This window comes from Helicobacter sp. 11S03491-1, assembly GCF_002272835.1.
Classification (GTDB): domain Bacteria; phylum Campylobacterota; class Campylobacteria; order Campylobacterales; family Helicobacteraceae; genus Helicobacter_J.
Window position 1 is genome coordinate 66,899 of the sequence record NZ_MLAO01000001.1, and the last position, 19,348, is coordinate 86,246.

Annotated in this window: 16 protein-coding genes and 1 tRNA gene; 10 read left to right on the forward strand and 7 right to left on the reverse strand. The window is 33.0% G+C overall.

Annotation, left to right across the window (positions count from 1 at the left end; genetic code table 11):
• Nucleotides 1–2: 2 nt before the first annotated feature.
• Nucleotides 3–692, reverse strand: coding sequence for an ABC transporter permease (locus BKH45_RS00275; RefSeq protein WP_095273470.1), 690 nt, complete (start codon nt 690–692; stop codon nt 3–5).
• A gap of 119 nt (nt 693–811) precedes the next feature.
• Between BKH45_RS00275 and tupA the strand changes: the two genes are divergently transcribed.
• Nucleotides 812–1,606, forward strand: a complete 795-nt coding sequence (tupA, locus tag BKH45_RS00280; RefSeq protein WP_257874468.1) for a tungstate ABC transporter substrate-binding protein TupA — start codon at nt 812–814, stop codon at nt 1,604–1,606.
• A 163-nt stretch (nt 1,607–1,769) separates the two neighbouring features.
• Here tupA and BKH45_RS00285 read toward each other — a convergent pair whose 3' ends face one another.
• Nucleotides 1,770–2,396: a hypothetical protein gene (locus BKH45_RS00285; protein WP_095273472.1), complete on the reverse strand. Its 627-nt coding sequence runs from the start codon at nt 2,394–2,396 to the stop codon at nt 1,770–1,772.
• Nucleotides 2,397–2,463: 67 nt separating this feature from the next.
• Nucleotides 2,464–5,271, reverse strand: a complete 2,808-nt coding sequence (locus BKH45_RS00290) for an autotransporter outer membrane beta-barrel domain-containing protein (protein WP_095273473.1) — start codon at nt 5,269–5,271, stop codon at nt 2,464–2,466.
• A 453-nt stretch (nt 5,272–5,724) separates the two neighbouring features.
• Between BKH45_RS00290 and gatC the strand changes: the two genes are divergently transcribed.
• The 3 genes from gatC (at nt 5,725) to BKH45_RS00305 (ending at nt 8,307) form a co-directional block, all read left to right on the forward strand.
• Complete coding sequence (gatC, locus tag BKH45_RS00295) at nt 5,725–6,012, forward strand: Asp-tRNA(Asn)/Glu-tRNA(Gln) amidotransferase subunit GatC (protein WP_095273474.1); 288 nt, start codon at nt 5,725–5,727, stop codon at nt 6,010–6,012.
• 69 nt (nt 6,013–6,081) lie between these two features.
• Nucleotides 6,082–6,900, forward strand: a complete 819-nt coding sequence (locus BKH45_RS00300; RefSeq protein WP_095273475.1) for a TSUP family transporter — start codon at nt 6,082–6,084, stop codon at nt 6,898–6,900.
• 36 nt (nt 6,901–6,936) lie between these two features.
• On the forward strand, nt 6,937–8,307 hold the full coding sequence (locus BKH45_RS00305) for a 3-deoxy-7-phosphoheptulonate synthase class II (protein ID WP_095273476.1): 1,371 nt from the start codon (nt 6,937–6,939) through the stop codon (nt 8,305–8,307).
• Between the two features lie 54 nt (nt 8,308–8,361).
• Here BKH45_RS00305 and BKH45_RS00310 read toward each other — a convergent pair whose 3' ends face one another.
• The 3 genes from BKH45_RS00310 to selA are packed head-to-tail and all read right to left on the reverse strand — an operon-like array spanning nt 8,362 to nt 12,639.
• Nucleotides 8,362–9,411 carry a hypothetical protein gene (locus tag BKH45_RS00310; RefSeq protein ID WP_095273477.1) on the reverse strand — a complete coding sequence of 350 codons (1,050 nt, stop codon included), beginning with the start codon at nt 9,409–9,411 and terminating at the stop codon, nt 8,362–8,364.
• Complete coding sequence (gene selB, locus BKH45_RS00315) at nt 9,408–11,294, reverse strand: selenocysteine-specific translation elongation factor (protein WP_095273478.1); 1,887 nt, start codon at nt 11,292–11,294, stop codon at nt 9,408–9,410. Before selB ends, BKH45_RS00310 begins: the two co-directional genes overlap by 4 nt.
• A gap of 1 nt (nt 11,295) precedes the next feature.
• The gene (gene selA / locus BKH45_RS00320; protein ID WP_095273479.1) at nt 11,296–12,639 is read right to left on the reverse strand and encodes an L-seryl-tRNA(Sec) selenium transferase; all 1,344 of its coding nucleotides are present in this window, start codon (nt 12,637–12,639) and stop codon (nt 11,296–11,298) included.
• A 69-nt stretch (nt 12,640–12,708) separates the two neighbouring features.
• On the opposite strand from selA, the gene BKH45_RS08755 reads away from it, so the two are divergent.
• The 6 genes from BKH45_RS08755 to mnmH all read left to right on the forward strand — a co-directional run bounded on the left by BKH45_RS08755 (nt 12,709) and on the right by mnmH (nt 18,770).
• Nucleotides 12,709–12,806 (forward strand) — tRNA-Sec (locus tag BKH45_RS08755).
• 213 nt (nt 12,807–13,019) lie between these two features.
• A complete protein-coding gene (pyrC, locus tag BKH45_RS00325; RefSeq protein ID WP_095273480.1) occupies nt 13,020–14,039 on the forward strand; it encodes a dihydroorotase in 1,020 nt (339 codons plus the stop codon).
• Nucleotides 14,036–15,175 (forward strand): sialidase family protein, encoded by a 1,140-nt coding sequence (locus tag BKH45_RS00330; RefSeq protein WP_180675545.1) that lies wholly within the window; start codon nt 14,036–14,038, stop codon nt 15,173–15,175. The genes pyrC and BKH45_RS00330 overlap by 4 nt, the downstream gene beginning before the upstream one ends.
• On the forward strand, nt 15,172–15,750 hold the full coding sequence (locus BKH45_RS00335) for a hypothetical protein (RefSeq protein WP_095273482.1): 579 nt from the start codon (nt 15,172–15,174) through the stop codon (nt 15,748–15,750). Before BKH45_RS00330 ends, BKH45_RS00335 begins: the two co-directional genes overlap by 4 nt.
• Nucleotides 15,725–17,749: an alkaline phosphatase family protein gene (locus tag BKH45_RS00340; RefSeq protein ID WP_257874458.1), complete on the forward strand. Its 2,025-nt coding sequence runs from the start codon at nt 15,725–15,727 to the stop codon at nt 17,747–17,749. Before BKH45_RS00335 ends, BKH45_RS00340 begins: the two co-directional genes overlap by 26 nt.
• A complete protein-coding gene (gene mnmH, locus BKH45_RS00345; protein ID WP_095273483.1) occupies nt 17,736–18,770 on the forward strand; it encodes a tRNA 2-selenouridine(34) synthase MnmH in 1,035 nt (344 codons plus the stop codon). Before BKH45_RS00340 ends, mnmH begins: the two co-directional genes overlap by 14 nt.
• Here the strand turns inward: mnmH and BKH45_RS00350 are convergent.
• Complete coding sequence (locus BKH45_RS00350; RefSeq protein WP_095273484.1) at nt 18,743–19,348, reverse strand: DUF1643 domain-containing protein; 606 nt, start codon at nt 19,346–19,348, stop codon at nt 18,743–18,745. The genes mnmH and BKH45_RS00350 overlap by 28 nt on opposite strands.

Below are 19,348 nucleotides of genomic sequence, written 5' to 3' on the forward strand. Positions count from 1 at the left end.
CCTCATGCCCTACTCTTTAAAAAATATAAAATTATGTTGATCAATAATGCCATCCCTACCAATAAAATTCCCAGTGCAATAGCAAGAGCAAATTCACCCTTGCTGGTTTCCAAAGAAATAGCCGTTGTGATTGTGCGAGTATGCCATTTGATATTTCCTCCTACCATCATCCCTACTCCTATTTCAGAAATCACGCGACTATAAGCCACAATAACACTTGCCAATAATATATATCGAAGTTCAAATATTGTGCTTGAAATCATCTGTAATGGTGTAAGCCCAAACGACTTAAGGGTAAGAGAAAGCTTTTTATCAATATTTTCAATTGCGCTGGCACTCAAAGAAATAATAATAGGCAAAGCAAGAACACTTTGCCCAATAATAATACCCGGAAGTGTATAAAGCAACCCATATTCTCCTAAAGGACCACGATAACTAATTAAGGCATAAATAATCAATCCTATCACAACTGTAGGCATTGCCAAGAGTGTATCAACACACAGCTTAAGAGGTTTTTTCATAAAAAAATCAAAATACCCCAGCATAAACCCAAGAGGCAATCCTATACTTAAAGCAATTACAACTGAAATGCTTGAAGTTTTGATAGTTACGAGCACTGCACTCATCGTTTCAGGATCCAGGTGAATAATAAGCTTTAATGCTTGTAAAAAACCTTCAGTGATAAAATCCAAGATTAAGCCTTTTAAAAGATATAAATTTGATATAATGTAAATCGATAGGATAAAATTCAATAACGCTAAAGGATTATACAATGTTTAGGCTAAAAAATAAATTACTCACAATACTCTTAATGGTCTTTATTGCAACTCTCTCTCTTGATGCCAAAGATCTCAAAATGGCAACCACCACAAGCACTGATAACACGGGGCTACTTGATGTGCTTGCCCCTATTTTCAAAAAAGATACAGGAATCGACCTCAAATGGGTGAGTGTAGGCACAGGCAATGCTCTTAAACTTGGTCAAAACTGTGATGTTGATGTTCTTTTGGTGCATTCTCCACAAGTAGAAAAACAATATATTGCTGCAGGTTATGGCATAGACAGAAAACCCGTAATGTATAATGATTTCATTGTTATTGGGGATCAAAAATATGCCAACCTATTTAAAAACAAAAATCTCAAACAAGCTTTTGACCTTATTCGTAAAGATAAAATCAAATTCATCTCCAGAGGCGATAAATCCGGCACCAATAATCGTGAGATACTCTTGTGGAAACAAACAGGAAGTATCCCCGATAAAGAAGAATGGTATATACAAAGCGGTCAAGGAATGCTGGCTACTATCAATATTGCAAACGAACAAGACGCTCTTACCCTCACAGATAGAGGGACTTATATTAAATATGTTTCTACCTTAAAAAATCAAAAACCATTAGCAATTCTTATTGAAGGAGAAAATGAGCTCAAAAATTTCTATTCTGTAATCGCGGTAAATCCAAAAAAATGCAAAAATGTAGATTATAAAAATGCCCAAAAATTTAGCACTTGGATAAGAAGTCCAAAAGTCCAGTCTCTCATTGAAAATTTTAAGATCAACGGACAGATTCTTTTTACCCCTGATGCAACAAGCAGAAAAGCTCATTAACAAAATATATTATATATTTTGTTAAATTAATTTTTATTGTTTTAAAAATGAGATCCGGATAAGATTCAACCGGGTCTCATTTTTTGAAAAATACACCAATAAAATTTTCAAATAACAAATATCAAAAATAAAATACTAGAATTTTATTTTCTGGTATCTTTATCTAAAATGCCCCTCCAAACCCAAAATAAAATCCTTGACCTAAAATTTTTGAGGAATCTATACTTGCAAAAGCATAAGGAACATAGCCAATCTTTAATAAATAATGTTTCAAATTGATCCCAACATATAAACTCAAATCATTAATCAACCCTCCATAGCTATAATTACTCCCTCCAAAAATAGAATAATCTTTATAAAAAGCATAAAACAAACCAATCTCTAAAGGCAATACATAAGAAACCTTATTGATACCAAATTGCGATCCTATGCCTACATTAAATCCAATCTTCAAGTCTTGGATCATTTCATAAGTTACTCCCGGCATTACAGAAATATCAAGAATCCCATTCATAGCAAAATTATTTTTATTATTTTTAAAATCAATCATTTTTGAGATTACTACAGGACCCAAAATACTCCAATCCCATTTAGACTTTTTTGCAAAACCCATTTTTTCATTTATAAAATTTTGAAGTTCTTGTTTATCTTTTTCTTCAAGAGTATTTTTTTTAGGTTCATCCTCATCTACTCTATCTGTCTTATTGGTAATATCTGTTTGAAACTCTTTGGCAATACCCACTCCTAAATCAAACAACAAAATCAATAAACTTAAAATAATTTTTTTCATTTAAACCTCTAAATATTTAAGGCATTCTATCATTGATTTTATAGAAATATCTTGAAAAATAAAAATTTTACCATATATAATTGAGTCCGATATTGCCTACTCCAAATAAATCACGATCAATACTCATATCTCCACTCAAAGATATATCAACACTCAAAGAAGAATTCACCCAAAATTTTCCATTATAACTCAGTCTAAACCAAGTTTTTGAAGGATTCAAATCATAATTAATAAAAATATTTGATCCCTTAAAGGCAATAGCACGACTTTTTTGAATATCTAAAAAATGATACCTTCCTAATGCTTGAAATGTATGATTCATCGAATCTGTATGTAAAATATATTCACCCCCTACTCCTGCTGCTAACATATTTTCAAAAGATTCTTTTAAATCAAATATTTTTGAACTTGAAGAAGGTGTGTACATAAAACTATAGTTTAATAAAATAAGAGGTTTCACGGAATGATTTTCATTCAATACAATTTTGTATTTATAAAAATTTGTAAGGTTAAAAGCCAAACTATTATTTGTATAACTGTCATTATCAATCATGAGCGCTTGGTTGCTAATTTTTTGAGTGCTTAAAAGTTGATTTCCGGAAAGTATGCTTTGAATTTCATGATTTAAAAAAGTAAAATTTGTATAAACTCCTAATGAAAAAGAATTAAAAACTTCCTTATGGGAATCTTGAGAAAATACACCTGAATTATAATTAAATAACCCACCCAAAATAAGACTTGATTGACTCTCAGAAATTAATTCTCTATCATAGCCTATGGTTAGATTAAATGAAGATGTATTTGAAGGAACAGCAGCTGTTGAAGATGACCGATAATAAGAACCTCCTGCATGAATCCATGCAGAATTTCTCTCTCTAACATCCGGTAAATAAATATTATTTTTGCTATTACTTGCTAAGGCATACCGACGCATTATCTGAGTAAATTTTATTTTTGAAATTTTTTTGTCAAAAGCAAGCCCCTGGATACGAAAACCAACTTGTTGCCCAAGATATTCTGTAGTTTTTTGAGAAAAAATACCCATATTTGTCGTATTTTCTTGGAGTGTTTTATCGGTTTGTTCAATCAAAGAATGAAGCAAATTAGGATTGGTGTTAAAATTTTTCAAGCCTTCATTAATGGCAACTTCTTGAAATTTGCTCCCCTTAGCATTACCTTCAATCATGGAAGTAAGAATCAACAAAGCCTCAGGAGAAATTGAGGAAATTTTATCTGTTATATTTTGTATTTGTGAGGGCGAAATACCCAAAGATTCAGATTTTTCATTCAACACATCTGTAGGCTTTTCAGACAAAGGAGGCTCTTGTGTGGGTATAGAAAAATCTGTGAAAGTGAATGCAATCCCATTTGAATCAACTCTGGTTTTTGGAGAAGCGCTCAATCCGGAAAACTCAATAGTTTTATTAGTGCGGTTATCTTCAAGCTTACCACCTTCTCTCATAGACAAAAGTTCATATGTTTTATCATAAGAAAGATTACTCTTAAGTATTGTTTCATTAGAAATTTTTACTTGAACTTTTGTATTGGAATTAAGGGTCAGATTACCTGCTTTGATAGTTAAATAAGGCTCTTTAAAGTCTTCCCATTTATTTAAAAGATTAAACACTAATGAAGATTCTTCAGAAGTATCCAGGGTAATACCACCTCTAATGGTTGAAAAATCATTGACAAACAAATGATGAGTCTTGATAGATCCCTCATTATGAATCCCATACCCTTGCAAATAGATATTCTTAGCTTGCAATTGACTGCCCTTATAAGCCCGAAGCGCCGCATAGCTACCTCTACCCACAATCACTAACTCATCAACATCAATCTTACCGGGATTATCATTGATCATTCCTATCCCTCTATCCGGAGTCGTCAGTACTATTATTCCATTGGCGGTAACTTTTCCTTGATTATAAAGACCTGCAGCTTTGGAACTTTTCCCTGCTATGACTGTGAGAAAGTTAGTATTTATATCTCCTCCGGAATTAAATATTCCATATGTATCTGCTTCTATCCCACCAATAATCGTCATATTGTTGGATTTAAGGAGACTTCTATTGGTTATATTGGTTATCCCATTTCCCTTCTTCCCCCCAATAGCTATAATATTCCCTGCTATAAGATGATCTTCATTATAAAGACCATCGCTTCCTATTCCATTACCCCCAATTGCAGTCATTGCGTTGGCATTGATAATCCCAATGCTTCTGATTCCATAAGCATAATCTCCTGTGCCCCCTATAGTCGTTATAGTATCTGCGCTCAATACTTGTCCTAAGCTGTCAGGACTTCCGGATTCTTGATAGGTACCGACAAAAAATCCTAATTCTCCTATATTTTTTCCACCCATGCCAATAAATACTTCTTTTTCAATTTTGTTATCAGTAAAAGAACATTCAAAATTTTTGCATACACCACTAAAACCGCTTAAGCTTTTGGCAATCACAGGTGTTATAGAATCCCAATTATTAATAAATAAATATTGAGCGCTTAATCGTTTCATGTCTGTTGTGTTTAAGGATTGAAAATAAACTTTAGAAATCTCATAAGAACTAAAATCTCGATCTAAAATACTGCTACTACTGCCTTCATCTTGAGGGAACATTTTTTCGCTTGTGCCTGTTGTGCCAAATAAAATATTTCCCTTCTCATCAACTCTAAAACCTGTTTGAATCGCGATTGAAGAGTTAATCAATCTTGTTTTAGCCCCATCAATAGTGTTATAAGAAACATTTTCTCTTAAGTTTCTTGTTTCTACTCTTTCAAATCCCGTATTGGGAGTCTCAACTCCTTGTGCAATCCCTAGCAAAACCCCTACCTGAATCGCTAATATTTTTGAAAAACTAAGATCCGTTTTTTTCATTTACTGCCTTTTGTATAGAATCCTTATTTTTCCCCATTTCTCTTGCCCACATTTTTTCTTGTGCCTCATAAAATACTTCATCTATCCGGTTATAAATTTTAGATATAATTAATATTAATTATCAAAATAATATTATTCTCCCTAATTCTAAAACTATAACAGATATTTATAAAAAATACAAATTTAATTTTTATTAGTCAAAAAATAAAAAATTTTTATCATAAAGAAAATTGCTTTATTTTAATATACTATCCTTACATATAGGCTTTTAATGTCTCCTCCCGATAAAGCCTTATTTTTTAAAAATTAAAAATTTTATGAAATAAAATAATTCCCCTAGAAAAATTTAGCTTGAAATTTTCTAATTCTATGAGGGAAAATATCAAGAAACTTTTAGATACAATTGCTAAAAAATTTCAAATAATAAATCCAGATACATATAAGGATAAAGCAATGATGATTGATGATAAATTACTTCAAAAACTTGAAAAATTAGGTATGATAGCCCTTGATGAAGATAAAAAAGAAGCAATTAAGAAAGATTTGAATGATATTTTAGGTTTTGTAGATAATATTTCCCAACTTGAGATTGAAGACACTCCAAACTCTTCACAAACACAAGCCAAAACCCCCTTACGCCAAGATTGCAAAAATAATGATCCTCTCATCGCTCAAATTGTGCTCAAAAATGCTCCCGGTTCTCAAGACGGATACTTTATTGTGCCAAAAATTATCGAATAAATTTCACACTCTAAGTTAAAAATGAAAAATAAAATATTCATGTTGGCATACTCAATTTGAGAAAAATCAATGCAATCCTCCTTGAATATATATGAAAATTTGGATATTTTTGTCATCTTCATCTTGATGGGAGTCTTTTTTGTTGCCGGCTTTATTGATAGTATTGCAGGAGGGGGTGGATTAATTTCAATGCCCTCACTTCTTCTGGCGGGCATTCCCCCTCAATATGCACTAGGGACCAATAAATTTGTTGTTATCTTTGGCACTGCCGGCGCTCTGAGTAATTTTATCAGACACAAAAAACTTCTTTATAAAATCACATTTTTAAGCATCATTTTTTCTCTTGTTGGGGCGTATATAGGGACAAAATTAATCCTTTCTTTTGATGAGGAAAAAATTGCTTCAATTATCTTGTTTTTGCTTCCCATCAGTGCTCTTGGGATTTTTATACCCAAACATTGCACTAAAAATACCCAACAAGATTTCAATGCACTTGAAATGTTTGTCTATGCGCCTTTACTCAGTTTTTTTATGGGGGTATATGATGGGTTTTTTGGACCAGGGACAGGGACTTTTTTGATTTTGTGTTTTTATCTTTTCTTGCAAATGGATCTCATCAATGCCTCTGCCAGTGCCAAAGCGCTCAATCTAGCTTCAGGATTGGGTTCTTTTGGCGCTTTTGCTCTATCTCATCATGTTCTTTATATGCTTGGAATACCTCTTATTATTGCTAATATTTTGGGTGGGTATATCGGGAGTAAATTAGCCATCAAACGAGGTGCAAGAATCATCAAAATCTTTGTGATCCTTTCTTTTGCCATCATGTTTATTTCGCTTTTGCTAAAATCTTTTTCACACGATGGAGGCTTATTGAAAAGTTTTGGATAGAATAAAAGGATAATTTTTAGCAATAGGAAGAAATAGATGAAAGAATGGAATTTAAAATCATGGAGAAAATTTCCTATCAAACAACACCCTGTTTATCCGGACAATCAAGCCTTACAAGCAGTTGAAACAGAGCTTAAAAATTATCCTCCTTTAGTTTTTGCAGGAGAAGCAAGAAATCTTCAAGAGAGACTCAAAGAAGCCTCCAAGGGAAGGGCATTTTTATTGCAAGGAGGAGATTGCGCTGAATCATTTGATGAATTTAATGCCATAAATATCCGTGATATGTTTAAAATAATCATTCAAATGGGGGCAATTTTAACTTTTGCAGGTAGTTGCCCAATTATCAAAGTAGGAAGGCTTGCAGGTCAATTTGCCAAACCGCGTTCTTCAGATACTGAATGTGTCGATGGGGTAGAATTACCCAGTTATCGTGGAGATATGATTAATGGGGCTGAGTTTGATTCCCAATCCAGGATGCCCGATCCCCAAAGAATGCTTCGAGCCTATCATCAAAGCGCTGCCACACTTAATCTTATCCGTGCTTTTGCCCAAGGTGGGCTAGCTGATCTTAATGAAGTGCATCGTTGGAATTTAAGTTTTGTCAAAAATAACGCATTTGGTAAAAAATATGAAGAGCTTGCTGAGCGTATTACGCAAACCTTAGGCTTTATGAAAGCATGCGGGATCAACACCCAAAACACACCTACGCTTAAAGAAACTGAATTTTATACAAGTCATGAGGCACTTTTACTTAATTATGAAGAGCAACTTGTGCGTCAAGATAGCCTAAGTGGGCAATGGTATGACTGTTCTGCGCATATGCTTTGGATTGGAGAGAGGACTAGAGGACTCAATGAAGCGCATTTAGAATTTTTACGTGGGGTAAAAAATCCCGTTGGGGTTAAAATAGGACCCAAGGCTACTAAGAAAGACATATTAGGAATTTGTGATATTTTGAACCCAAAAAATGAATCCGGACGTCTCAATCTTATTGTGCGCATGGGGGCAGATAACATCAAAGAATGCTTGCCTAAACTCCTTGAATCTATCAATCCTGAAGGTAGAGAAATTCTTTGGAGTTGCGATCCTATGCATGGCAATACCATAAAAGCAAGTTCAGGATACAAAACACGCGTATTTGAGAGGGTCCTTAGTGAAGTCAAGAGTTTTTTTGAAATCCATCAAAGTGAAGGGAGCTACGCCGGAGGAGTGCATTTAGAAATGACCGGGCAAGATGTTACTGAATGCCTGGGAGGGTCCCAAGCCATTACTGAAGCGGGATTGGGCTGTAATTACAACACTCAATGCGATCCCAGGTTGAATGCAACACAAGCTATTGAATTGGCATTTTTAATTGCTGATATTCTTAAAAATAGAAATATTCCCAAAAATTCAAAAGCATGCTAAATAATACTGAAAAATTTGAATTTTTCAGTATGCCTAATAATGGCACATAGATTTTTAAATTTCTAATAAACGGATTTGCAAATAAATATCCTTCAAAATTTCGCACAAATTTTTCATATCCTCCAGATGTCTGTAACTAACACTTATAAGCTCGCGCGCTTGTAATTGAGTATAACCCATTTCTTGTAAGACAAATGAAGGTCTGGTAAGTCCATAGAGACACTCTTGACCATTAATAGCATAAATTTTATGCAAAAGAAGAGCTTGGAGAAAATTTCTTGCCTTAATAGAAGCAAACCTTAGGGGTAAGGAATTAGGGAGTGTATTTTCCAATGGAACAAAAAGAGACAAATCATCCCCAAGACTTTCTTTCAAACAAGAATAAAAGAGTTTTTTACTATCTTGATAAGAGACTTGAAGAGGGTTTTTAACCCCTTGATTGAGGGCTTTAAAAACCATAGGATTACTCAAGTTGGGAGGGAATAAAAATGGGTAAGCAAAATCCTTGGCGATAATACTCCCATGAGCACGCAATAAACCTATTGATTCTCCATTAAGCAAAAACAATGTGTGGGAATTAAGAATTTTTGGAATAGGGTATTGAAAGCTTTGAGCAAGACTAATATCTATAATAAGAATATAATCTTTGAGTTCTTCTTGTAACAACATCTGAATACTTACAATATCATTGATACTTAAAATATCTTCGTTCACAAAAGGCACAATAAAACAGCGACATTTATTCATGATGGCTTTTTTGATAGAATCTATTTCTATTTTTCCACTTTGGGAGTCCGGAATCAACTTATAAGGAAAATTTCCTAACAGCTTGCAAGCTTGATAACCTTGCTGGTGATTGGAGATTCCATAAGCTATCAAACCATTTTTAGCTATTTGTTCAAGCAAAAAAAACCAATCTGTGCAAAGAAATCCAAAACTATAAGCCTCCCTTCCTCCAAAAAAATCGCTAAATTCTTCTATATCTTGCTTATGTTGGGCATAATCTTTGGGATCAATGGGAGAAAGATTTGGATAAATATTAGAAAAAAGAATTTCATTGGCTTGAAGATTTAGGGGATAGTTTTGGATAAAATCTAATCTCATTGTTTGCCTTGATATTTAAGAATGCGTTTGCCATCTTGATTTTTAATATCATCAAATCTATCTAAATAATCTAAATAAGCAATCAAGTATTTACGACTAAAAGCATATTTTTCCTTAAATAGAACAATATCTATATAGCCTTTTTCTTCAATAATCTTTCGCATATTTTTATGTATTTGATTCAAAATATCTGTAGCTACAAAAAGATTATGTTCTAAGCGAATAACTTTTTGAGCTGCACTTAAGGCTTTCAAAGCGCTATTTCCAATTTTTCTATCAATATTGAGTTCATCATAAATATTATAAGGAGCAAGAGGGGTAAAGCCTTGAGCATGAATCACTTCAAAGATATTTTCTTGAAGATAGTCATTTATATTTTTAACCTTATTTTCTTTAGAAAGATAAAGACCCTCTTTTTTGCAAATAAGATTGGCTTGTTTCAAATCATCAAGCGCTTTTTGAATGAATTCCAAAGATGCCCATTTAATCTTAAGCCCAAGGCTTGAAGCAGAAAGAAGTGCATTTTTATTTTTGAGAAAAATATCTAAAATGTCTTGCCGGATTGTTTTGAATGTTTGAGGGTGATAAATAACCAGATTCTTCTCATCTAAAAAAAGCTCTCCAAGAGTAGAAGCAATTTTAATAGCTTCTTTGTGGGCGAGATCAAAACGCTGCATAGAACTAATCAATCCAAAACCTCTCTTGTGAATCTTACAACAAAGCAAAAAAGCATTTTGAAAGTCTTTTTTAAATAAAAAATTCAAATAAGAAGATTTTTGTTTTTTCTTAATAGGATCAGCAATGGGATTAAGAATCTCCCCTCCTGCAATTGTTCTATCAGTATTTCTCAAGATAAATTTTTCTCCAAAAACACTAAAAATCCTCTCATGTGTTTTCAATGTAGCCAAAAGATAGGGGACTTCTTTGTTTTGTAAAGTTAAATCTAATAAATAAATTTTGGCATTGCATTTTTTTGCTCCAATAAAAAATTGCACCTCCAGATTATGGAGATTAGGGGTATCTTTGAGTGGATAAATCACAACATCAAGAGTATCAAAACCTCTTATATAGCCTTTTTTACTGATTAAAAAACCTCTTTTGAGACTAGAAACATTGACCCCCTTGAGGTTAAAGGCAATACGATGACTTGGAGTTGCGCTTTCTACGTAGGTATTATGATTTTTGATGCTTTTAATACTTACTTCTGTATCCAGATCACAGATATAGACTTTCTCATCTTTTTGCACGCTCCCGCTTAATACACTCCCTGTTACAACACTCCCTGCCCCGGCAATACTAAATGCCCTATCAATATAATACCTGAAAAATAAAGAATCTTTTTTTTGGGGTTTTGGGATTTTCTTTAAAAATTCAAGAAGTTTTTGATGAGTTTGTCTTTGATGAATACTAAAATCCAAAATCGCATAGAGTTTAGTATTTTTGAGCTTGCTAAACATATCAAGAATACGTTGTTTCAAATCTTCAAAAGAAGTAAGATTAGGCATTAAATCAGCCTTGCTTATTACACAAATAGCTTGTTGAATACCCAATATATCTGCAATTTGAAGATGTTCAACACTTTGGGGCATTATCCCATCATCACAAGCAATCACAAGCAAAAAAACATCAATTCCAAAAGCCCCGGCAATCATATTTTTAATCAACTTCTCATGTCCGGGAACATCAACAAAAGAAATATTTCTGCCTATAGTATTATCAAGATCAGGGGGCAAATAAAGATTCGAAAAACTAATATCTAAGGTAATCCCCCTTTGTTTCTCTTCTAATCTCTCATCTCCATCAAAACCATTAAGGGCTTTGATAAGACTTGTTTTGCCATGATCAATATGACCTCCCAGCCCGACAATGAGATCATTTTCCATCTTAATTTCCTATTTCTATAAAAATTCTATAGATTTGGGCCAGATGATGTGCTTGTATGCATCGCATATCAAGCAAAATTTGTTCATTTTGAATCCTGCCAATCAACCCTTTTTGACGAATTTTATCCCCTAGAATTTGAGCTTTTAGGCGACTATGAGAAATACTCACCCCCCATGAAGGAAATTCTTTATCGGGCAAACTTCCCCCTCCTGCCTTGGAAAACAAATTGATCACCTCACATTTCAGATAAGGTATTTTTTCAATAAGATTGAGGAGATCTTGAGCTTTTTGAAACAAGGTTTCTAGAGATTGATTGAGCATGGCAATCGTAGGGATATCATCAAATTTATTTTCTAAATAAGCCCTAAAAGTAGCCTGTAATGCAAAAATCGTAAATTTATCCACACGCAATGCGCGCAATAAATGATTTTCTTTAAGCTTTGCAATGAGATCTTTTTTGCCAAAAATAATTCCTGCTTGGGGACCTCCCAGTAATTTATCCCCGCTAAAACTTACAAGCGAAGGGTTATGTTTGGCAATTTCAATCAAAGAAGGTTCGCAGATATTAGGAATCCCTGTAATATAGCCACTCCCTACATCATAATAATCAATCAAGTTATTTTCTTGGGCTAATAAAATCAACTCCTCCAAAGAAACCTCTTGAGTAAAGCCAATTTGCTTGAAATTACTCTTATGGGCTTTGAGTATCAAGGCAGATTCATGTGTAATTGCATTTTTATAATCTTTTAAATGCGTTTTGTTAGTGCTACCAACCTCTTTGAGAATTCCTCCCGCACAAACAATGACTTCAGGTATGCGAAAACTCCCGCCAATCTCAATCAACTCTCCACGTGAAATAATCACTTCTTTATTTTTGGCAAAAGTATTGATAATAAGCAGTACAGCGCTTGCATTATTATTGACCACAAGGACATCTTCACATTCAAAAAGAGCGCAAACAAGATTTTTGATATGCTTATACCTTTCCCCTCGAGTTCCTTTTTGGATATCATATTCAAGATTATTATATTCGGATAAAAGAGGCAAAATCTCCTCAAGAAGTTTGGGAGAAAAAACACTTCGCCCTAAATTTGTCTGGGCAATCACTCCTGTGGCATTAATAATAGGATAAAGACTTGGGGATAAGGTTTGTTTATAGATTTTAGATATTTTTTGAAGAATATCCTCATAGCTTGGAATTTGATCGTAATTTATTATTGTTTGACGCAAGGTTTGGATATAATCTTGCGTAATTTTTTTAAGCAGGTCTCGGTGATGATTCTTGAATATTTTTTCTTTAAGAATCGTATCTATTTTAGGGAGTTGGGATCGTAACTCTCTCAAAAAAATCCTTTTATTATAATTTTAAACGATACAATTATAATATAATGGCTTTGAGTTTTGTATTAAGTTGGAGGGCAAGCATAACTGGTGTGTGTCTTAGGCTTCAAACCTATAGAGCGCTTAGGTGTCTAAGTGCTGAGGAGTTCGATTCTTCTGCCCTCTCGCCAAACATAGATACAGCCATGAAGTTCCGGATTTATTTTTTGTTTTTATATTTAAGATGATCTTTAAGGACTTGACACAAAATAATTATAATAATATTCTAACATTTGGTTAAAAATAATTCTTACTATTTAAGTTATAGTAGCTTTTAGTATTTGATTTGCTTATGAATAGATAGAATATAGTAAAATTGGTGTCAAAAAAATAAGGATCGCTATATGCAAGAAATTACCCTACACAACCCCCTTGATATGCATTTACACTTAAGAGAAGGTGAAATGCTTAAAAATATCATTGATTTTACTACTTCTCAATTTTGTGGGGCTGTAGTAATGCCAAACCTTACAACACCCATTACCACCACTAAACTTGCTCTACAATACAAACAAGAAATACTCCAAAATTCAAAAGATAAAAATTTCATGCCATTCATAGCATTGTATATTACTGATACCCTGGATGAAGAAGAGCTTGTATTAGCTAGAAATAATGGTCTAAAGATATTGAAACTTTATCCCAAAGGCGCAACAACTAATAGCCAAAATGGATTAGATGAAATCCTCACCCCACGCACCTTAAAAATATTTGAGATAGCTCAAAAATTAGGTTTTATCCTCTCAATACATGGCGAAAGTAATGGTTTTTGTCTTGATAGGGAATATGAATTTGGTAAAATTTTTGCTAAAATTGCGCAAACTTTTCCAAAACTTAAAATTATTATTGAGCATATGAGTGATTACCGAAGCATCGATCTTTTAGAAACCTATGAAAATATTTATGCCACCCTCACATTACACCATATTACTATGACTCTTGATGATATTTTAGGGGCGGGGCTTAGACCTCATCATTTCTGCAAACCCATTCTCAAAACTCCAAAAGATAGAGATATGCTTTTAAATCTTGCACTACAAGCCCATCCAAAAGTAAGCTTTGGTTCTGATAGCGCCCCTCATTTAGAAAAAAACAAACTCAAAGACAACGCTCCCGGAGGGATTTTTTCTGCACCTATGATTTTATGCGCATTGGCAGATTTATTTGAAAAACATGGCAAACTTGAAAATCTTCAAGCTTTTGTCAGCGACAATGCAAAACAAATTTATAATATCACAAATTTAAAATCCAAAGAAATTAAACTCCAAAGAAAGCATGCTTGGATCCCTACTCAAATCAAACTCATACAAAATAATCTCATCCCTCTAAACAATGGGACTATGGTTGAATGGAGTCCGATTTGATAAAAAAAATTTATTTTATTCTGATAGTTGTTTTTTTGGGCGGGGTGTTTTTGTATCTCCAATCCCAAAAACAACACAATGAAATAAATTTTCAAATAGCACTCACTCCCACTCCTTATACAAAGCCCTATTTTACAAAAACAGATATTCCTATGCCTCCCAATGTCCCTTTTGCCCATGCGGCAACACTTACTTATCTTGAAAATGGAAATTTACTCAGCGCCTTTTTTGCAGGGAGCCGAGAAGGCAGTAAAGATGTTAAAATCTATGGAAGTATTTATAATGCCAAAAAACATTTGTGGAGCAAACCTTTTGTTCTGCTCTCCAGAGAAGAGTTGAGTAAAAAATCAAAGCAATATATTAAAAAACTTGGAAATCCTGTTCTTTATAAAAATAAAAATAGAATCTATTTATTTGTTGTAGGGACAAGCATTGGAGGGTGGGCGACAAGTAAAATTTATCAACTCTACGTAGATAACTTTTTGTCTCATAAAAAGTTTATCTACCAACAAACCCTTCGCCTAAGCCCTTTTTTAAATATTAGCAATCTTGTCCGCACCATACCTGTTCAAACAAGTGATGGAGGATTTTATTTGCCTATTTACCATGAGCTTGCAGATAAATACGCTTTGATTTTAAAATTTAATTCTATGGGTCATCTTGATTCTATTATCAAGCCTAATCATCTTCATAGACAACTTCAACCAAGCCTAATCCCAACCTCAAATACAAATTGTCTTGTGATCTTTAGGAATCATCATGCCTATGATGACACAATGTTTTCTCAAATCTGTACTCATGGAGGTAAAAAATACCTCTCCCCACAAGAAACAAATATCAAAAACTATAATAATTCTGCTAATCTTATTAATTTCAATAAAGATATTTATTTGATTCATAATACTTTAGACAAAAATCCCAAACTCCAAAGAGGCACTTTAACACTTTCTAAAATGATTTCTGCTACAAATTTTGAAAAAATAATGGATTTAGACTATACTACCACTTCTAATGGCGAGGTAAGTTATCCCACTACTATTACAGATGGAGATAATATTGATATTGTCTATACTCATGACAGAAAAAATATTCGCCATATTCGTTTCAACCGATCCTATTTGAGGACAAAAAAATGAATTTTTATGTATTTTCCATTGCATATATGGCAATTTTTGGATACTTTGGTCATTTAGCAAAAATCTCCCGCCCAACCAATATCGCTTTAATGATACTAGCCGGTATTGTTGTAAATATCCCTATTAAAAATCTCTCAATCAATATTCTAACCTACAGTTTTGTGGGTGAAATGAGTGTTTTTTTATTTACCTTAAGCTTAGTAATTATATTCGAAAATCTCAAAACGCATCGGATAAATTTATTAAATTTAAAAGCATTTATTTTTATATTTTTCTTTGGACTCATTGTTTATTTAAGCGTATTGAATTTAATCCCTCTCAATATTTATTATCAAAATCCTTATTTCATCATCATTATATGTTGTCTCATTTGTATTTTAGGATATTTTATCCATAAAATATTAGGTATTATTTATTTGATATGTCTTTTAAGCTATGGATTGCAAATCATGGATTCCAAAAATCTGTTTGATTACTTTATTGATGCCCCCACATGGATACTCTCCATTATATGCATCCTCATCTTATCACTCAAAAGGTTCAAGAAAAATGAAAGTAATTCGCACACTGCTTGACTCTATAGGCTTCATATTTCTTTTAATTATTTTATTTATATGTATCCGTATAGCCTTTATTCTTTATATAGGTATCGCTCATCATGCAATGGGAGAAAATGTGGGCTTTCAAGAAATTTTGCAAGTCCTTATTGATGGATCAAAATATGATAATCGAGCCGTTGCCGGAATAGGCATTATTTATTTTTTGCTGGGATTTGTCTTGATTTTGAGTCGTTTTCAAAAACATATCCTTTCTTTTTATGCAAGGTTCATATTTGTCATTTGTATTTTTCTAGGCATTGCTAATATGGTCTTCTATAGCATCTATAACGATAGTTTTAACGGTAATTTATTAGGTATTATATTTGATGATCAAAAAGCCATCTTCAAGACGGGCTTAAGTGGGGATTATTACATCACATTAAAAATTATATTTTTAATCTTGGCTAGCCTATTTTGCTTTTATTTATATTCAAAAATGATTACTTTTTTTGATTGGCTAATTGCAAAAAAAGCTATTTTTGGCTACACGAAAACAGCTAACCTTTGCTTATTTATCATTTTTGCAGGACTTATTACTACTCTTATAAATTCACATTTTGGCTTCAAAGGTATTTCATTAGATCAACACATACAACCTGCACAAGATTCTTTTTTAAGAAAAATTACCCCAGGAGCTTTTAGAGATATTTATCTTGTTTATCGAGATTATAAAAAAATTGCAAACTCTCATTTTAGTGATTTTTATCAAAAATCCCCTCTACAAAGCGCTAAAGAATTTTTTAATCTCCCTGAAGACACTAAACCCCCCTTAAATTTGTATCAATTACTCAGCCATACAAGTACAAACACATCCCATACTCAAATCAAACATATTTTTTATATTGTCTCAGAGAGTTTAAGCGAATACTCTTTTGATCCCTTATTTGATAGTATTGACTTGAGTTCAGGGCTAAAATCTTTGATAGATAACCAACATGGTTTCAAAATGCAAAATTTTTTACAAAATGCTCCTATGACTATTAAAAGTCTTGATGTCCAGATTACAGGGCTTTTTCAAACAGATATCCCACTCAATACCATGCTTGGACATTTACCTCTCTTCCCTACGGCTATTGGAGGTATTTTGAAACAACTAGACTATGATACAAGATTTTATTATGGGGGATCAGGAGTTTGGCAAAAACTTGATAGATATACTGCCCAAGAAGGATTCAATCAAATTCTATACAATACTAATATTTTAAATTATGCCAAAAACAAACCTTATCCAAAACCTTATGAGAATCTATGGGGAGTTTATGATAATATTTTATTTGATTACATAAAACAAAATACTCTAGAAGCTACCAAACCCACATTTAATATGATTATGACTACTTCTTATCACCCTCCTTATGATGTCAATTTGAAATATTTCAATGTCCCCTTAGATAAAATCCAAAAATTTCTAGACACACATTTTCCTAACAGCAGCGTCAATGCAAATATATTAGGGCACATGTGGTGGTATGATAAACAAGTTACCCGTTTTGTCCAAGAAGTCTCAAAAGCATGCCCACAATCACTATTCATCATCACAGGGGATCATTTTGATAGAATGTATCCCTCTGCCCACAGAGACAATAGAATTACCAATTCCATTCCCCTAATCCTTTATTCTCCTGTACTTACCCCCAAACAATTAGCCAATATTGGCTCTCATATTGATATTGCCCCCACTATTGTAGAACTCGTATCTCCAAAGGGTTTCAAATATGCCGGTTTTGGAAAACCTCTTTTTAGCAATAATCATGCCCTAAAGTTTGACAACAATAGATATGCCTTAGGGTATTTTGCTGTCGCAACCCATCGTTTTATTGCCACTCCCCAAGAAGGTATTGAGTATATCAATGATTCCAAACCCCAAGAACATGACGACCAAGAAGTCAAAAAACTTTATGATAAACTCAACCAAGCAAGGGCTTTGAGTTGGTGGTTATTCATGAAAGGCAATATCATTTATGATGATAAATAAAGAGAGAGATAAAAAATTCGATTATATCATTGATGTTAGAACGCCCCAAGAATATGAATACTCTCATATTCCTCATGCTATTAATTTGGCTGTTTTTGACAATCAAGAGTATGCTCAAATTGGGACTTTATACAAAGATTCTCCCTTAAAGGCTAAAATTTTAGGAGCAAGCATTGCTTGTAAAAATATTGCAAAAATGCTAGAAAACATTCCTGAGGATAAATCCCTCCACGCAATACTCAATCATAAAAATAAACTTCTTATTTATTGTGCAAGAGGAGGCAAAAGAAGCCAATCCATGCAAATCATTTTTCAACATATAGGTTTCCATACTCAAAAATTAGAAAATGGTTATAAAGGTTATCGCAATGAAGTGCTAAGCTATTTCTCTTCACCCTTAAAACATTCTTTTATCGCTCTTTGTGGTCCTACAGGTTGTGGAAAAAGTGAAATTATTCAGTCCTTAAATCCATGCAGTATTGACTTAGAATCTTTAGCCAAACATTATGGATCAAGCTTTGGAGGAATGGCAACTTTCAAAATCGGGAAACAACCCACACAAAAGATGTTTGAAAATATGCTCTTTGAAGAATTACGTCAAAAAATCAATCAACCCATTTTGTTTATTGAAGCAGAATCACAAAAACTTGGCTCTATTACCATACCCAAAACTCTAATGAATGCCTATCACAATCAAGCAAATATTCTCATTGAAGCCGATATCACCTCACGCATTGAAAGGATTTTGAAGCTCTATAAAAATATCCCTGAAAGTGAATTTCTATGGGCTATGGGAAAAATTAAGCCCTATCTTACAAAAAATCTTTTTGATGAAATTCTTATTTTGTGGAATCATCAAGATTTATACAAAATCGCTGAAATCCTTATTGTCAAATATTATGACAAGGTCTATAAAAAAACAAAATATTTTCATAAAATTTATAACAAAAACCTTCAAGACACGCTTGGGGAAATCTTAGAAATTAAAAAAAATTATGAAAAATCTTTTAAACCTTTGTAGAGATATTTTTTTAATGAAGATCCATTTTTTAAATCTTGTAAAAATCGCCAAAGTAAATTACCCCCATCTTTCGGAATGACATGACAAGGATGAGAACTTTTTAAAACACCAAAACAATAGATTTTGTATTGATAATCTTGTATACTCATCAAAAGTTTTGAAGCTAATTGTGTGTGTTGCTTTAATTTACCTGCTCTTCTAAAAACATTATCCCCCCAAGCGCAAAAAACTTTCTCACTATTTTTAACGCAATGCCTGATATAAGCAATATTTTTTTCAAACATCTCCCCATTATATTCAATCAAATCTGTAGTTTTGGAAGTGATATAAGGATAAAGATTCAATAAATACAAACCACCATATTTACCATCTTCAAGCATCATGGCAAATTCTTTGCACACCAACAATGTGCTATCCCAATAATCAGAATTAGCATTTTCAGGACTCAATGTGATCAAAGCAATCTTAGGTTTGTGAGTATCCCAAGTTCTCTCCAATACAAAGCGATAGCGATTATCTTGTGAAAAAATAGAAAAAAACTCATAATTTGAACCAATTTTGTCCGATCTGCACAGCAC

Excerpts from the sequence above, each read along its gene's own strand:
- tupA (WP_257874468.1), top strand. The coding sequence starts at position 812 with ATGGTCTTTATTGCAACTCTCTCTCTTGATGCCAAAGATCTCAAAATG.
- selB (WP_095273478.1), bottom strand. The coding sequence starts at position 11,294 with ATGGAAAATGATCTCATTGTCGGGCTGGGAGGTCATATTGATCATGGC.
- BKH45_RS00335 (WP_095273482.1), top strand. The coding sequence starts at position 15,172 with ATGAATTTTTATGTATTTTCCATTGCATATATGGCAATTTTTGGATAC.
- BKH45_RS00310 (WP_095273477.1), bottom strand. The coding sequence starts at position 9,411 with ATGAGATTAGATTTTATCCAAAACTATCCCCTAAATCTTCAAGCCAAT.
- BKH45_RS00300 (WP_095273475.1), top strand. The coding sequence starts at position 6,082 with ATGCAATCCTCCTTGAATATATATGAAAATTTGGATATTTTTGTCATC.
- BKH45_RS00290 (WP_095273473.1), bottom strand. The coding sequence starts at position 5,271 with ATGAAAAAAACGGATCTTAGTTTTTCAAAAATATTAGCGATTCAGGTA.
- BKH45_RS00285 (WP_095273472.1), bottom strand. The coding sequence starts at position 2,396 with ATGAAAAAAATTATTTTAAGTTTATTGATTTTGTTGTTTGATTTAGGA.
- pyrC (WP_095273480.1), top strand. The coding sequence starts at position 13,020 with ATGCAAGAAATTACCCTACACAACCCCCTTGATATGCATTTACACTTA.
- gatC (WP_095273474.1), top strand. The coding sequence starts at position 5,725 with ATGATGATTGATGATAAATTACTTCAAAAACTTGAAAAATTAGGTATG.
- mnmH (WP_095273483.1), top strand. The coding sequence starts at position 17,736 with ATGATGATAAATAAAGAGAGAGATAAAAAATTCGATTATATCATTGAT.
- BKH45_RS00340 (WP_257874458.1), top strand. The coding sequence starts at position 15,725 with ATGAAAGTAATTCGCACACTGCTTGACTCTATAGGCTTCATATTTCTT.
- BKH45_RS00305 (WP_095273476.1), top strand. The coding sequence starts at position 6,937 with ATGAAAGAATGGAATTTAAAATCATGGAGAAAATTTCCTATCAAACAA.